Genomic DNA, 15,091 nt, shown 5'->3' with positions numbered 1-15,091 from the left:
TTTTTTTTTTTTGTTTTTTTTTTTTTTTTTTTTGTTTTTTTTTTTTTTTTGGTCCACTCTTTCTCTTTTTTTTATCCTCTACGGCACCTCTTCTGGTTTTTTTTTTGCGGGGCCGGGGGGGGGGCGGGGGTGACGGGCGAGCCGACGGCCGGACGGGGGGTGGAGACGGGCGCGGCGCGGACGGAGACGGGACCGTCCGCACCGCGCCTCCCCCGACGTCGCCGCTGGTCGCTCAGTCCTGCTGGTCCGGGTGCCTTTGTGCTGTGACCCAGACGGCGATCTGGGCTCGTGAGGTGAAGCCGAGCTTGGTCATGATGCGTTCGACGTGACCTTCGGCCGTTCGGTGAGCGATCACCAGCTTCGCCGCGATGTCCTTGTTGCGCATCCCCTGGGCGACGAGCCGGGCGACCTCCAACTCCCGAGGTGTCAGAACCGACGGAGACCGCGCCCCTGCGGATGAAACATCGGTATGCGTCTTTTCCTCAAGGGCGTAGGAGAGCGCCTCCTCGTACGAGAGGGCGGCCCCTTGATCGACCGCGGCTTCGAAAGCCCGGTCGCCGAGAACCTCGCGGATGCGCGACCGGCACACGTCTCGGTACCGGCCGAGGTGCCCGAAACCCGAAAGCGGCGCACCGACCGCGTTCCAGACCGTTTCCAACGCCCCGACGAGCCGCGCCGCCCGCTTATGATCCTCTTCCGCGACGGCTATCCAGCACAGCACCTCCATGCTCACCCCGCTCCCAAGTGGGTCATCGAGGGCGCGGTGGAACCGAAGGCTCTCCTGCTCCAGCTCACGCGCGTAGCGGATATCGCCCTGGCGCCATGCCTCGACGCCGAGCGCCATCGTCGCGTATGCCCTGGCCCAGCGCTCGCCGAAGAGGTCGGAGACCGCCAGGCACTCCTGCGCGGTCGACACCGCACGCGCCGCGTCGCCGCGGTAGGAATGCGCGAGCGACAGGCGGATGAGCGTCAGCAGCAGACCTACCTGATCACCAGTGGCCCGGTGACGGGCCACCGCATCCTCATACAGCGCGATCGCGGAGTCGGCGTCCTGGCGGCACATGGCGATCATCCCGGAATAGAGCGCGACGTACGCGAGAACCGATTCAAGACCGAGACGCTCCCCGATGGCCCTGCTCTCGTCCAGCATCGCCACCGCCGCGTCGAGATCGTTCTGGATGATCGCGAGCCAGCCGTCCGCCCAGAGCGCCCGTGCCCGGTCCTCGTCCTCCTCGGAGTAGGCGGCGAGCGCGTGATCGAGCCAACGACGTCCTTCCGCGAGATAGAGACCGGTGATCCAGTGGTACAGCAGATCGGTCGCGAGCCGCACCCCGGCCCGTGCCTCTCCCGGCTCGGTGAAGCAGAACTCCAGGGCGACGCGCAGATTGGCGTGCTCGACGTGCAGCCTCGCGGCCAAGGCGACCTGGTCTGGTCCGACCAGCTTCGCCTGAGTCTGTGCTGCCAGCTTCTGGTAGTAGTCGCGGTGCCGACGCCGTAGGGTCGTGTCCTCGCCGGACGCGATGAGCCGTTCGCGCCCATACTGGCGAACGGTTTCGAGAAGCCGATAGCGCTTCACGTCCAGCCGGTCTTCGGGCATGAAGATCGATTTGTCCACGAGCCCGGCCACCACATCGACGATCTCTTCGCGGGAGATGCCCTCGCCGACGCACACCTCTTCGGCCGCCGCCAGATCCAGGCCACCGCTGAAGACCGAGGCACGCGCCCACAGCAATCGCTCTTGGTCGGTGCACAGCGCGTAGCTCCAGTCGATCAGCGCCCGAAGCGTCTGGTGCCGCGGCAACTCGTTCGCCGAACGCGCCACGAGGAACTTGAATCGATCATCCAGCCGGTCCAGCAACTGCGGCGCAGACAGTATCCGCAGTCGCGCGGCGGCCAGCTCGATCGCCAGCGCGATCCCGTCGAGCCGGTGGCAGATCCGCTCCACGACCTCTCGATCGGCGTCGGTGACCTGGAAGTCGGGGACCACCGCCGCCGCCCGTTCGGCGAACAGCAGCACCGCATCGGATGGCGCCGACCATGTGGACGGCCGCGAAGCGCGGACGGGTAGCGACAGTGTCGGCACCATGAAGATCTGCTCACCCGCGACGCCCAGCGGCTGCCGGCTGGTGGCGAGGATCCGCAGACCGGGAGCCGAACGCATCAGTGCCTGGGCCATGGCCGCGCAGCCACGCAGCAGGTGCTCACAGTTGTCCAAGATGACGAGCATTCGCCTGTCGCGCAGGTGGCCGATGAGCACCTCCAGCGGTGGCCGGTGCGAGTGATCACGGATCCCCAGGGCTTCGGTCGTGGCCTGGACGAGCAGTTCCGAGCCCTCCAGATCGGCGAGTTCGACCAGTGATACGCCATCCGGAAACGCCCGCTGCACGTCTGCGGCGACCCGATGGGCGAGCCGGGATTTGCCGACCCCGCCGACTCCGGTGAGTGTCACCAGATGAGCGCCGGCCAGCAGCCTTTTGACCTCCGCGACCTCGTGTCTACGGCCGACGAAGCTCGTCACCTCGACCGGCAATCCGCGCATCGGTCGCCGCGGGCCGGCTGTTCCGGGACCGTGCATCAGCGCTCGCCTCGACCAACAGGGCGAGGTACCTGCCAGGACATCGCAGTACAAGCCTAGTCCGCGACGGCGCGGCCGTCGGATTCCGGAATCGCCGGAGTGGACCTGTCGGCGGTCCTCGGGGGCGGTCGTCGGATCGTTCGTCCGGGCGGGCGGCTCAGGCGAAGACCTTGCCGGGGTTGAAGATGCCGGCGGGGTCCAGTGCCTCCTTGATCGCGCGGTGCATGCCGAGTACGACCGGGCCGACCTCCTCGGCCATGCCCCGGCGTTTCAGCAGACCGACGCCGTGTTCTCCGGTCACGGTGCCGCCCAGTCCGATCGCCTCGTCGACGATCCGCTCGAACGCCGCCTGGGCCCGTTCCCGCGCCGCGTCGTCGTCCATCGGCGTGATCATCAGCGGGTGGAGGTTGCCGTCCCCGGCGTGCGCGACGTTCGCGATCCGGATGTCGTGCTCGGCGGCGATCCGCTCGATCCGGCCCAGCATCTCCGGCACCCGCATGCGGGGCACGCACACGTCCTCGGTGAGCACCGGCCCGAGCCGCTCGACGGCCGGGTACGCGAGCCGGCGGGCCGCGAACAACGCCTCCGCCTCCTCCGGATCGGTCGAGCGCGCGCTCCACGTCGCTCCGGCGGCCGCGAAGCACCCCAGGATGGTGTCGGCCTCCTCCTCCCCCGCCTGGCCGGGCGCGTCGCTACGGCCGAGCAGCAGGACATCGCCCTCGTCGGCCAGTCCCATGTGCTTCCACTCGTCGACGGCGCGCAGGCAGTGCCGGTCGATGAGTTCCAGCGCGCTGGGCACCACGCCGGCGGCGGTCACGGCGCTGACCGCCTCCCCCGCCGCCACGAGCGAGTCGAAGTACCCCACGATCGTGCGCTCGGCCGCGCGGGCGCCGCGGAGCCGCACGGTGATCTCGGTGATGACGCCGAGGGTGCCCTCGGAGCCGACCAGCAGGCCGGTCAGGTCGTACCCGGCCACGCCCTTGGCGGTGCGCCGGCCCAGCCGTACGACGTCGCCGCGTCCGACGACGGCCTCGAGCCCGAGGACGTAGTCCCGCGTCACGCCGTATTTCACGCAGCACAGGCCGCCCGCGTTGGTCGCGACGTTGCCGCCGATGGTCGACCACGGGGCGCTCGCCGGGTCCGGCGGGTACCAGAGCCCGTGCTCGGCGCAGGCCCTGCGCAGGTCGTCGTTGACGACGCCGGGCCGTACGACCGCGATCCGCTCGTCCGGGTCGATCCGGACGATCTCGTTCATCGCCTCGAACGACAGCACGACGCAGCCGTCGATCGCGTTGGCGCCGCCGGACAGGCCGGTGCCGGCTCCGCGCGCGACCACCGGCACGCCGAGCCGCGCGCACCGGGCGACGACCTCCCGTACCTCCGCCGTCTCCCGGGGCCGTACGACCGCGACCGGCATGCCGTGCGGCGCCCACTCCGCCTCGTCGTGCGCGTAGGAGGCCAGCACGTCCGGATCGCGGACCACCCTGCCGCCGGGGAGCGCCCGCTCCAGCTCGACCGCCAGGTCCGCCGAGATCGCCGTCATACGCCGCACCCTACGCCCGGCGTGATCTCCGCCAACGGCGACGGGCAGACTGGGCGGTGACCGCAAACCCCGAAAAGGTGGTGCGATGCCCACGAATCCCCTCACCGCGTACGCGCTGGCCGACCTGCGCGAGCGGCACAGCGTCAAGTGGCGCGAGTATCCCTCCGACGTCCTGCCCATGTGGGTGGCGGAGATGGATACTCCGCCGGCCGAGCCCGTCGCCGAGGCGCTCACGAGGGCCATCGCCCTGGGTGACACCGGGTACGCGGCCGCGGGCCGGCTGCCGGAGGCGTTCGCGGACTTCGCCGCCGACCGCTACGGCTGGCGACCCGAGCCGGACGCGATGCGGCTGGTGCCCGACGTGATGTCCGGGATCACGGAGGTCGTTGAGATCATCTCGGCGCCCGGCGACCAAGTGGTGGTCAACACCCCCGGCTATCCGCCGTTCTTCTACTGGCTGGAGCGGATCGGCCGCAAGGTCGTCCGCAACCCTCTGGCCTCTGGTCCGGACGGGTACCGGATCGACCTGGACCGGCTCGAGCGCGACTTCGCCGCGGGGGCGCGGGTCTACCTGCTGTGCAGCCCGCACAACCCGACCGGGCGGGTCTTCACCCGCGACGAGCTGCTGGCCGTCGCGGACCTCGCCGACCGCTACGACGTGCGGATCATCGCCGACGAGATCCACGCGCCGCTGACCCATCCGGGCGCGCGGCACGTCCCGTTCGCCTCGCTGGACGCCCCGGCCGCCGCCCGCTCGGTCGTGCTGGCCTCGGCGTCGAAGGCCTGGAACCTCGCCGGCCTCAAGGCGGCCCTGGCCGTTCCCGGGCCCGACGCCCGCGCCGACGTCGCGGTGATCCACGAGGAGGTGAGCGAGAGCGCGGGCCTGTTCGGGGTGATCGCCTCGGAGGCGGCCTTCACCCACGGCCGTCCGTGGCTCGCCGACCTGCTCGCCGGGCTCGACGCCAACCGCCGGCTCCTCGACGACCTGCTCAAGGCGCACCTGCCCGGCGTGGGCCACCACTCGCCCCAGGCCACGTACCTGGCCTGGCTGGACTGCCGCGCGCTGGGGCTCGGGGACGACCCCGCCGAGACCTTCCTGCGGCACGGCCGGGTGGCGCTCTCGCCCGGCCCGGGTTTCGGCCCGGCCGGACGCGGTTTCGCCCGCCTGAACTTCGGCACGTCGCCGGACCGCGTCACCGAGGCCGTACGCCGCATGGCGGCCGCTCTGGAGGCGGCGGACCCGCGATGACGCGGCCGAGTGGCCGGGCCTGAGCCGGCGCGGCCGGGAGAACACCTTCACCGCTGGAACACGGACGATTACTCCACTACATTGGTCGGAAAACAGTAGATCAAGGAGTTCCCGTGGGCCTCGCTGAAGAAGGTGACTGTCGGCCGTCACGACGCACGATCCTCCGTATGTCGGCCGGTCTGGGCTTGGGCCTGGGCTCGGCGATGGCCGGTACGACCGCCGGTACGGCCCGCGCCGACGACGGCCCGATCGTCAAGCCGCTGCCGCCCGAGCTGTTCATCGTGTACGGCACGAACGCCGAGACCCGGTGGGAGGCGATGCGCGGGCAGGGGTACCTCACGCCGACCGACCGGTTCTTCGTCCGCAACCACACCCGCACTCCGCTGATCGACGCGCGCACCTGGCGACTCCGCCTGTTCGGCAGCGGCCTGCACGGCTCCCCCACCCTCGACCGGCCGGTCGAGTTCTCCTACGAGGACCTGCTCGGGATGCCGGCCCGGACCATCGACGCGTTCATCGAGTGCACCGGGAACGGCCGGAATCTCTACACGACGCAGCAGCACCAGTCCGTCTCGGGCACGCCGTGGCTGCTGGGCGGGGTCGGCGTCGCCCGCTGGCGCGGCGTCCCGCTGGCCCACGTCCTCGAACGCGCCGGACTCACGCACCGGGCCGTGGACGTCATGCCGCGCGGCCTCGACCCCGACTTCATCGACGGCGGACGGAACATGGGGCGGGTGCGCAGGCCGCTACCGGTCGCCAAGGCGCTCGACGACGTCCTGCTGGCCTATGAGATGAACGGCCGGCCGCTGCCCCCCGACCACGGATTCCCCGTACGCCTCGTGGTGCCCGGCTGGGTGGGGATCGCCTCGATCAAGTGGGTCGGCGACATCGAGGTCTCCGCCTCCCCGCTGTCCTCTCCCTGGAACACCACCTACTACCGGATGTTCGGCCCCGGCTACCCGCCGGAGGGCAGCACCCCGCTGACGCGGCAGGTGACCAAGAGCGCGTTCGAGCTGCCGTGGGACGCGCGGTTCGAGGCCGGGCGGACCGTCTCGCTGCGCGGCCGCTCATGGTCCGGCGAAGGGGCCGTACGCCGCGTCGAGGTCAGCACCGACGGCGGCCGGACCTGGCGGCGGGCCGCCACCCACGGACGCAGCGGCGCCCTCGGCTGGGTCCGCTGGGAGATCACCTGGCGCCCGCCGGGCCCGGGATCGTACGAGCTGCTGGCGCGCGCCACCGACGCCACCGGGACCGCGCAACCGGACGTCGCGCCGTACAACACGCTCGGCTACCTGTTCGGGGCGGTCGTGCGCCACCCGGTCACGGTGACCTGACGCCGACCCGCGCGCCACCTGACGCCGGTCCGCTCACCACCCGGTCACGGTGACCCGACGCCGGTCCCCGCGCCGCCTCAGGCCGACCCGCGCGGCGCCTCAGGCCGGTCCGCGCGCCGACCGGGCACGGTGACCTGAGGGCCGGGTCCGCGCGGGCTCGTTACGAGGTCGTCCAGGCCGGGTTCGTGCGCAGGCGGCTCGCGCTGCGGCGCGGCTTGCGGCGGGCGGCGCGCTTCTCGGCCGCCTCCGGCTCGGGAGCTCGGTGCGCCAGCGCGTCGCGGAGCTGGGCGCGGCCGCGGTGGATGCGGCTGCGGACCGTGCCCATCTTCACGCCGAGGGTCGCGGCGATCTCCTCGTAGGACAGGCCCTCGATGTCGCACAGCACCACGGCGGCGCGGTACTCCGGCGCCAGCGCGTCCAGCGCCGTCTGGATGTCGTCGTCGAAGTGCCGGTCCTCGTACGCCTGGGCGGGGCTCGGCTCGCGGCCCTTCAGTCGCTCGGCCGCGTCCTCGGCGAGCCCCTCGAACCGGATGCGCTGCCGGCGGCGGACCATGTCGAGGAACAGGTTGGTGGTGATCCGGTGCAGCCACCCCTCGAACGTTCCCGGCGTGTAGTTCGACAGCGAACGGAACACGCGCACGAACACCTCTTGTGTGAGGTCCTCGGCGTCGTGCTGGTTCCCCGTCAGCCGGTAGGCGAGGCGGTAGACGCGCGCGGAGTGCTCACGCACGATCTCGTCCCAGCTGGGCGGCGTCCACGCCACCGTGTCACCCTTCACCCGTCACCCCCGATATCACTGTTCGCGGTCAAAGTCTGTCCTGTCGGGGGTAAGAACGGTGTAAGGGAGACCCGTCATGGGACGACTCCCTCCCCTGCGGTTCGGCTGCCTTCCTCCGACGGTGTCCAGCATGGCAGCCCGGTGTCCGGCCGACGTCGCCCGTCAGATGGGTGTACGCCTGCCCCGGCGTCGGTCGAGCGGCGGAGACGGAGACACCGGCCTCCTCCTCAAGGGGGAGGAGGCGGCCCGGGAAAACCTTGATCGTGTGATCAATCCCGCGTACACCTCCCAGACCTGTCATGCCTGCGGGCATCGCGCAGCGGAGAGCCGCGAGAGCCAAGCGGTCTTTCGCTGTCGCGCCTGTGGGCATGTCGATCACGCGGATGTGAACGCGGCCAAGAACATCAGAGACATCGCGGCAGGACGTGCCGTGCCAGCGCGAGGACGCTCGCGGGCGCCTTCGCGGTCACCGTACGGACGGGCGCCGCGTGCGCGGTCGCGGGGACGCCGGCGGGGACGAGTGCGGCTCCGGCACGCAGCCGGTGCCAGGAAGGACGACGCATCTGCCAACCTCCAGGAGGTGAGGGGGAATGCGCCGAAAGCGTCGCAAGCGCCGCTTGTACATCGCTTGTGCGATTGAGAACCGCCGACCGCCGAAGACGTCCCTAGAGACGCGAATGGGCCGGGCTCATCGAGCCCGGCCCGTTCGACTGGCTCCCCCGACTGGACTCGAACCAGTAACCTGCCGGTTAACAGCCGGCTGCTCTGCCAATTGAGCTACGGAGGATCACGCGAGAGGCCGCCCTGACCGCTGGCCGCCCCGTCGCGCATAAGGTTAGCGCATTTCGCACGTGCTCGTTTCGTCGACTGGCTCGCCCTCTTCGGGGTATGTCCTACGGCGACTCAGCAGAGGAGTTGATCATGAAACACCGCGCTGTGTTCCTCGCCGGAGCGGCGACCGGGTACGTTTTGGGAACGCGCGCCGGCAAGGAGCGCTACGAGCAGATCAAACGGATGTCCCGGCGTGTCGCCGAGCATCCCACCGTGCAGCAGGCCGCCGGCGTGCTGCGCGCCCAGGCCGGCGAGATCGCCGAGTCGGCGCGGCACAGGTTCGGCGACAAGGTGCAGACGGTGAGCGGCATGGTCCAGGAGAAGGTCCCCGGCATGCGCCGGGCCGAGCCGTCCGCCCCCACGGAGGCGGCCGACCGGACCCGCCAGCCCGCCCATCCCGGCGACACACCCGCCGACGTCACCTGACCACGACCGCGAGCGGGCACCCGCCATCCGCCTCGGCGGTGCGGGCGCCCGCTCGCGCAGTTCCTGGGGCCGGCCTCGGACTCCCCGTTCGCGGACGGCGGGCTTTGAGACAGGCGCTAGAGACCCGTCTGGCGACGGATCTCCTCCAGGGCCTGCTCGGCCTGGGCCAGCAGGCCCGGATCGGCGGGGTCGAGGCCGCGGTCGAAGACGAACGACCAGCGCAGCTCGCCGTCCGCCCGCGGCGGCCGGCGGCCGACGATGCGTACGCCTCCCGCGGGCAGCGTGACGTGGGTGCTGGAGACGACGGTGGCGGTGACGCGCTCCCGGACGGCCTCGGGCACCGAGCCCGGCTCCGCGAGCGGTACGGTGTGCCGCCGGCCGCCGACCTCCCGTACGGCCAGGACACCGTCCTGCCAGGTGGCCTGCTCCACGCGCTCCCAGGGCAACCGGGTGGCCTCGTCCGTCCCGGGGAGGTAGAGGGCGGCGTCGGTCGCGACCGTCTCACCACCGACCGCCAGGACGCGCTCGCCCCGTTGGAGGACCACGCCATCCGGAACGTTCTTCCGCCACGTCAGTCGCATGACAGATCACGCTACAGCGCCCGGCCGGCGCTCCGGCGCGCGGCCAGCAGATCCAGCAGGAGCGCCGCCGACCAGCTGAAGTCGTGGCCGCCTTGCCCGCTGCCGTCGAACGGATCGTAGAACTCGCGGAAGCCCGACTGGCGCACCAGCCGGACGGTGGAGCCGAACAGCAGGTCCGCGACCCCGCCCAGGTCGTGGGCGCAGGCGCCGGACCACAGGAGCCAGTTGGTGTTGACCCAGGTCGGCCCGCGGGAGTAGGTCCCGCGGTCGAACGCCGCCGACTGGACGTCACAGGTCGGGACCGGATAGCCGGTCGCGCCGGCGAAGCGCGCCGACAGCAGCAGGTCGGCCAGCGCGCGGACGATCTTCGCCGGCAGCTCGGGGTCCAGGAGGGGCGCGAAACCGGCCACGGTCGTCTCCGGGATCAGGCGCCCGGTCCGCAGGTCCCGGGCCCGGAAGCAGCCGGCCGATTCGTCCCACAGCCGATCCAGGAGGGCGCCGTGGATGCGCTCCGCGGCCTCGCGGTGCGGCCGCGGATCGGCCCCGGTGAGGTCGGCCAGCTCGGCCAGCGCGTGCGTGGAGGCCAGGTAGACCGCGTTGAACAGCGGATCCTCGACGACGAACGGATGATCGTCGCGGAGGTACTCCGCGCGGTATCCGGCGGCCCGCATCCCGGCCACGAGCGCGACGTACCGGTCCTGGTCTCCCCCGTGATAGGTCCGGCCCCGCGGGTCGACGGCGGCCAGCGGCGGGTCCCAGGCCGGGCTGTCGTCGAGCCCCGACTCCCACGGGTGACACAGGCTCACCAGCCCGCTGCCGCCGATGTCCCGGTCCCGGGCGAGGTAGGCGTGCTGGGCGACCAGGCACGGGTACAGCGGGACGAGGAACGTCCGGTCCGCGCCGCCGGACGCCCGCGCCATCCGCAGCGCCGCGAGGGCGTGCAGCGGCGGCTGGGCGAGCGCGGAGGTGAGCACACCGCGCGGTGCGGCGGGCTGCTCGACGCTGCGCCACAGCTCGGGCCCGGGGAAGTAGGCGTCCCGCGGTTCCGTGGAGCTGAAGACGATGTGCGGCAGCAGGCCCGTCGCCCACTGGCCACGGAACAACGACTGGAACTCGGTCCGGGCGCGGTCGGGCCGGTGGTGGGCCAGGCCCATGCCGACGAAGGCGGAGTCCCAGCTCCACTGGTGCGGGTACAGGCCCGGCGACGGCACCGTGGCCGCGCCGGTCCAGTTCGCGTCCAGCACGCGGGCGGCGGCCGCCCAGAGGGCCGTCTCGTCGCCGGTGAGCCGTGGCCCCATTGAGCCAGAGTACGGCTCCGCAGCGTTCCCGGCGATGCCCGGTCTCGGCCATCCGAGGCGCCGGAACCGGATCGGCGGTGACCCCGGCCGGCTCCGAGGCGGTCGCCGCTGACCGGGCCGGCCCCGGCCGGTGACTTCGAGCCGGCTGAGACCTAGGAGAAGAGCGCGTCGCCCCAGTAGCCGCCCTTGCGGACTCCGGGCGGGCAGGCCCAGATCCCCGACCCGACGTGCTGGATGTACTCGTTCATGTGGTCCGAGGCGGCGAGCTTGTTCTGCAGCACGACGAACTGCTTGCGCGGGTCCCGTTGGTAGGCGATGAAGAACAGGCCCGCGTCGAGGCGGCCGAGCCCGTCGGTGCCGTCCGTGAACGAGTAGCCGCGCCGCAGGATGCGAACGCCGCCGTTGCCGTCCGGGTGCGCGAGCCGGACGTGCGAGTCGGCGGGCAGCTTGTCGAGCGGCACCGGGTCGTGCTCGCGCTTGGCGCCGTACGCGTTGCCCTCCCCCTTCGTCCGGCCGAAGGTGTCCTGCTGCTCCTGGAGGGACGTACGGTCCCACGTCTCGATGTGCATGCGGATGCGCCGCGCGACGAGGTAGGAGCCGCCGGCCATCCAGGACGGCCCGTCGGCGCCGGAGGCCCAGACGTGCTGGTCCAGGGCCTTGGCGTCGGTGCCCGCGATGTTGCGGGTGCCGTCCTTGAAGCCGAACATGTTCCGCGGCGTCTGCCGGTCCGGCGTCGTCGAGGAGGTCTTGCCGAAACCGAGCTGGGACCAGCGCACGGAGACGACGCCGAAGCCGATGCGGGCGAGGTTGCGGATGGCGTGCACGGCGACCTGCGGGTCGTCGGCGCAGGCCTGGACGCAGATGTCGCCGCCGCTGCGGGCCGGGTCGAGGTTGTCGCCGGGGAAGTGCGGCAGGTCGATGAGGGCGGCCGGCCGTTTCGCCCGGAGACCGAACCGGTCCTTGCCGTCCTTCTCGAAGAGCGTCGGGCCGAACCCGATCGTCAGGGTCAGCCGCGCCGGTGGCAGGCCGAGCGCCTCGCCGGTGTCGTCGGGCGGCGCCTCCCCCAGGCCGCCGGCGGCCGAGCCGTACGGGTGGCCGCCGGTGAACGCGGCGGCGGCCGCGGTCCACTCCTTGAGCATCCGGATCAGGCGGGCGCGGTCGTCGGTGACGACGTCGAACGCGGCGAAGTGCAGGCGGTCCTGGACGGGCGTGGCGATCCCGGCCTGGTGCGCGCCGTGGAACGGGACGGCCTCCTCGTCGGCGGACCGGTGGTCCTCACCCGCCTGGGCGACGCTGACCAGGCCCGCGCCGACGGCGGCGCCGGCCGCGAGCGTCGCGCCGGAGTAGCCGAACAGCCGGCGTCTGCTGAGGCCCGTCACTTGGCCACCACCGCCGCCAGCTTCGACAGCGGCTCGCCGAGCGCGTTCACCTCGTCGGACAGGTCCTTGCGGTCCTTGGCGCCTACCGTGTCGTAGGCGACGTAGCCGTCGCCCTTCTCGAACTTGGTGAGCAGCTTCTGCACCTTGGCGAACTCGTCGTCGAGCGTCGCCGCGAGGTCGGGGTTCCGCTCCTTGACGATGGCCTTGAGCAGCTCGTACACCTTCTGGGCGCCGTCGACGTTGGCCTTGAAATCGACCAGGTCGGTGTGGGAGAACGTCTCCTCCTCACCGGTGACCTTGCCGGTCGCCACCTCGTCGAGCAGTTCCTTGGCGCCGTTGGCCATCGAGGTGGGGGTGATGGACGCGGTGCCGACCTTCGCCTTGAGCGTCTGCAGGTCCTTGACGAGCTGGTCGGCGTAGGGGCCCTCGCCCTTGAGCGAGCCGGTCTTCCACAGCGCCTTCTCGATCTGGTGCCAGCCGGTCCACTTGTCACCCGACTTGAGGTCCGCCTCGCGGAGGTCGACCTTCGGGTCGATGTCCCCGAAGGACTCGGCGACCGGCTCGATCCGCTCCCAGCCCACGCGGGACGGGGCGTACAGCGCCTTGGCCTGCCCGACGTCGCCCGCCTTCACCGCGGCGGCGAACTTCGTCGCCTTGGCCAGGGTGTCGTCGACCTGCTCGGCGACGTAGGTCCGGTACGCGGCGACGGCCTGGTCCAGGCGCGGGTCGACCGCCTTGCCCTGGCCGGTGACGCTCAGCGGCTGGGAGGGGCCCTTGCCCGTCATGCCGGCGCTGCACAGGACCTTGTACGTGCCGGCGGAGAGCTGGACGGTGACCTCGGCACCGGTGCCGGGGCCGATGTTCTCACGCTCCGTGACGATCTTGCCGTCCGGGGCGAGGATCTCCAGCTCGTTCACCTGCGAGCCCTTGTTGGTCACCTTGAACGTCACCGCTCCCGCCGACGCGGTCTTGGCGCCGAGGTCGCAGGAGGAGTCGGTGGCCGTCACCTCGATGGCGCCCGAGCCGCCCTTGGCGCCCGCTGCGTCGTCCTTCCCGCACGCCGACAGCGTGGACAGCGAGATGAGGGCGGCGCCCGCGGCGGCGAGCACGTGGACAGGACGCATGCGGTCTCCAACGGGGCGAAGGACGGTCAGGCGCCTGGACGAGGAGCGGGCACGCCTGTTTTAGGTCTACCTAACTTAGCTTTACCTAACCTGCCCTCGTCAAGCAGGAGCGGGGCCGGCGTGATGTGAACATCACCACGCCGGCCCCGCTCGGGACCGCTGACACCGCCTTCTCAGGGGCGGCGGGGGAACTAGTCGAGGTACTCGCGGAGCATCTGGGCACGCGTCGGATGCCGCAGCTTCGCCAGGGTCTTGGACTCGATCTGCCGGATGCGCTCCCGCGTCACGCCGAACTCCCGGCCGACCTCCTCGAGCGTCCGTGGATGGCCGTCCGTCAGGCCGAAGCGCAGCTGAATGATCCGCTGCTCCCGGTCCGACAGCGACCCCAGGATGCCGCCGAGCTGGTCCTGCAGGAGGATGAACGCCGCCGCCTCCATGGGCACGACGGCGTCGGCGTCCTCGATGAAGTCGCCGAGGTCGGAGTCCTCCTCACCGATCGGCGACTGCAGGGACACCGGCTCCTGCGCGACCCGCTGGATCTCGACCACCCGGTCGGGCGGCAGACCCATCTCCACCCCGATCTCCTCGGGAGTCGGCTCCCTGCCGAGATCCTGGTGGAGCTGGCGCTGCACGCGCACCAGCTTGTTGATGGTCTCCACCATGTGCACCGGGATCCGGATGGTCCGGGCCTGGTCGGCGATCGCCCGTGTGATCGCCTGGCGGATCCACCAGGTCGCATAGGTCGAGAACTTGTACCCCTTGGTGTAGTCGAATTTCTCGACCGCACGGATCAGCCCGAGATTTCCCTCCTGGATGAGATCGAGGAACAGCATTCCGCGGCCGACGTAGCGCTTGGCGATGGACACCACCAGGCGCAGATTGGCCTCGATCAGCCGTTGCTTCGCCCGTACCCCGTCATGGGCGAGCAGTTCGAGGTCGGAGCGTTCGACGGGAGCGATGATGGCCGCCTTGGCCAGCTTCTCCTCGGCGAACAGGCCCGCCTCGATCGATTTGGCGAGTTCTACTTCTTCTTCTGCCGTGAGCAGCGGTACGCGTCCGATCTCGCGCAGGTAGATCCGGACCAGGTCGCTTGTCGGCGCCCGCCTTCCGAGGTCGTCCCCATCAGCTCGCGCTGAGTCCTCGTGTCCGCTCGGGGACTCGAGAACCTCCACCCCCTGCTCCGCGAGCATCCGGACGACCCGGTCGGCCGACTCCGCCGGCAGGTCGGAACGATCGATCGCGGCGGCGACGTCGTCCACCGTTATTCCACGTTCTCTGCCACGTGCGACGAGGTCCGCCACCTGGTCAACCGGCGGCGTCTCGCTAGGCAGCACCGAAGGGCCCACGGTGACAGTGTGCGGCAAGGGACCCTTATTCCGGGGGACCTATTTTTGCGTCCCAGGGGTCACAGAGAACTGATGGCTCGCTCCCGCAACATCTTTCGCTGCAGCTCAAGCGCCATGAGGTCGCCGAAAAGGCGGTTGTGCTCCTCCCGGTGCTCGACCGGATTCAGCCGTCCGAGTTTGGACTGCAGTTTGGCGATCTCCCGCGTGACCTGGATCTCCTGCAATCTGGACAGCATTGCAGCGGCATATCGGTCATCCGGATCCCCGCTGGAGCGGAGCGGCTCCACGGCGAGAGCGGTGATCAGCGCCCTGACCTCGTCGTTCGGCGCGGCGTCCCGCAGCCGACCGGCCCATTCCGGTCCGCTCTGCGCCGTCACGACGCCGCCGAGCTCCGCGATCAGCGATCGCACCGCGGCGTGGCCCGGAGCGAGCAGCGCCTCGGCGGGCATGGCGTCGAAGACCGGACCGAGCAGCGCAGGCCGCTGGACCGCGAGCTTCAGCGTCTCGCGCTCGACCTGGACGACCGGGTCGTTCAGGTCATGCGCCGGGCGCCGCGGGGCCGGAGCCGGCTCCGGCCGCCGCCCGCGCGCGTCGCCCCGCCGGCCCGCACCCCCCCGGCCGTCGCCC

General features: G+C 71.1%; 13 protein-coding genes, 1 tRNA gene and 2 pseudogenes. 5 read left to right on the top strand and 11 right to left on the bottom strand.

All coding sequences use genetic code 11. The annotated features are described in order from the left end of the window. The coding region (locus AB0K82_RS43555) for a hypothetical protein (protein WP_364409336.1) at positions 1-267 on the top strand (267 nt) is incomplete at its 5' end. On the opposite strand, the gene AB0K82_RS43550 is transcribed toward AB0K82_RS43555, so the two are convergent. Both AB0K82_RS43550 and AB0K82_RS43545 read right to left on the bottom strand, forming a co-directional pair. Then, positions 233-2,518, bottom strand: coding sequence for a LuxR C-terminal-related transcriptional regulator (locus tag AB0K82_RS43550; protein WP_364409333.1), 2,286 nt, complete (start codon positions 2,516-2,518; stop codon positions 233-235). The genes AB0K82_RS43555 and AB0K82_RS43550 overlap by 35 nt on opposite strands. A 214-nt stretch (positions 2,519-2,732) precedes the next feature. Continuing rightward, on the bottom strand, positions 2,733-4,118 hold the full coding sequence (locus AB0K82_RS43545) for an FAD-linked oxidase C-terminal domain-containing protein (RefSeq protein ID WP_364409330.1): 1,386 nt from the start codon (positions 4,116-4,118) through the stop codon (positions 2,733-2,735). Positions 4,119-4,203: 85 nt separating this feature from the next. On the opposite strand from AB0K82_RS43545, the gene AB0K82_RS43540 reads away from it, so the two are divergent. Both AB0K82_RS43540 and AB0K82_RS43535 read left to right on the top strand, forming a co-directional pair. Further along, the gene (locus AB0K82_RS43540; protein WP_364409328.1) at positions 4,204-5,367 is read left to right on the top strand and encodes a MalY/PatB family protein; all 1,164 of its coding nucleotides are present in this window, start codon (positions 4,204-4,206) and stop codon (positions 5,365-5,367) included. A 167-nt stretch (positions 5,368-5,534) separates the two neighbouring features. Then, positions 5,535-6,701 (top strand): sulfite oxidase, encoded by a 1,167-nt coding sequence (locus tag AB0K82_RS43535; protein WP_364409325.1) that lies wholly within the window; start codon positions 5,535-5,537, stop codon positions 6,699-6,701. Between the two features lie 160 nt (positions 6,702-6,861). Here AB0K82_RS43535 and sigE read toward each other — a convergent pair whose 3' ends face one another. Next, a complete protein-coding gene (gene sigE / locus AB0K82_RS43530) occupies positions 6,862-7,479 on the bottom strand; it encodes an RNA polymerase sigma factor SigE (protein ID WP_364409323.1) in 618 nt (205 codons plus the stop codon). A gap of 262 nt (positions 7,480-7,741) precedes the next feature. Here sigE and AB0K82_RS43525 point away from each other — a divergent pair. Next, a pseudogene (locus AB0K82_RS43525) lies at positions 7,742-7,882 on the top strand (zinc ribbon domain-containing protein); the annotation flags it as partial. Between the two features lies 1 nt (position 7,883). Here the strand turns inward: AB0K82_RS43525 and AB0K82_RS43520 are convergent. Together AB0K82_RS43520 and AB0K82_RS43515 are read right to left on the bottom strand one after the other, a co-directional pair. Then, positions 7,884-8,042 carry a hypothetical protein gene (locus AB0K82_RS43520; RefSeq protein ID WP_364409337.1) on the bottom strand — a complete coding sequence of 53 codons (159 nt, stop codon included), beginning with the start codon at positions 8,040-8,042 and terminating at the stop codon, positions 7,884-7,886. Positions 8,043-8,190: 148 nt separating this feature from the next. Next, positions 8,191-8,266, bottom strand: a tRNA-Asn gene (locus AB0K82_RS43515). Between the two features lie 134 nt (positions 8,267-8,400). Between AB0K82_RS43515 and AB0K82_RS43510 the strand changes: the two genes are divergently transcribed. Beyond that, positions 8,401-8,736 (top strand): YtxH domain-containing protein, encoded by a 336-nt coding sequence (locus AB0K82_RS43510; RefSeq protein WP_364409321.1) that lies wholly within the window; start codon positions 8,401-8,403, stop codon positions 8,734-8,736. Positions 8,737-8,852: 116 nt separating this feature from the next. Here AB0K82_RS43510 and AB0K82_RS43505 read toward each other — a convergent pair whose 3' ends face one another. The 6 genes and pseudogenes from AB0K82_RS43505 to AB0K82_RS43480 form a co-directional block, all read right to left on the bottom strand. Beyond that, positions 8,853-9,317 (bottom strand): hypothetical protein, encoded by a 465-nt coding sequence (locus AB0K82_RS43505; RefSeq protein ID WP_364409320.1) that lies wholly within the window; start codon positions 9,315-9,317, stop codon positions 8,853-8,855. Between the two features lie 11 nt (positions 9,318-9,328). Beyond that, entirely contained in the window at positions 9,329-10,615 is a 1,287-nt protein-coding gene (locus tag AB0K82_RS43500; protein ID WP_364409317.1) for a hypothetical protein, read from the bottom strand. A 152-nt stretch (positions 10,616-10,767) separates the two neighbouring features. Beyond that, on the bottom strand, positions 10,768-11,994 hold the full coding sequence (efeB, locus tag AB0K82_RS43495; protein WP_364409314.1) for an iron uptake transporter deferrochelatase/peroxidase subunit: 1,227 nt from the start codon (positions 11,992-11,994) through the stop codon (positions 10,768-10,770). Then, positions 11,991-13,118, bottom strand: a complete 1,128-nt coding sequence (efeO, locus tag AB0K82_RS43490; RefSeq protein WP_364409311.1) for an iron uptake system protein EfeO — start codon at positions 13,116-13,118, stop codon at positions 11,991-11,993. Before efeO ends, efeB begins: the two co-directional genes overlap by 4 nt. A gap of 191 nt (positions 13,119-13,309) precedes the next feature. Then, complete coding sequence (gene rpoD, locus AB0K82_RS43485) at positions 13,310-14,452, bottom strand: RNA polymerase sigma factor RpoD (RefSeq protein ID WP_345362512.1); 1,143 nt, start codon at positions 14,450-14,452, stop codon at positions 13,310-13,312. A 71-nt stretch (positions 14,453-14,523) separates the two neighbouring features. Beyond that, positions 14,524-15,091: pseudogene (locus AB0K82_RS43480) on the bottom strand (DNA primase); the annotation flags it as partial.

The sequence above is a fragment of the Actinoallomurus sp. NPDC052274 genome, assembly GCF_040679475.1.
Classification (GTDB): Bacteria; Actinomycetota; Actinomycetes; order Streptosporangiales; family Streptosporangiaceae; genus Actinoallomurus; species Actinoallomurus liliacearum.
Note: the sequence above shows the minus strand (reverse complement) of the source record. Positions and strands in the feature narration are given on the sequence as shown.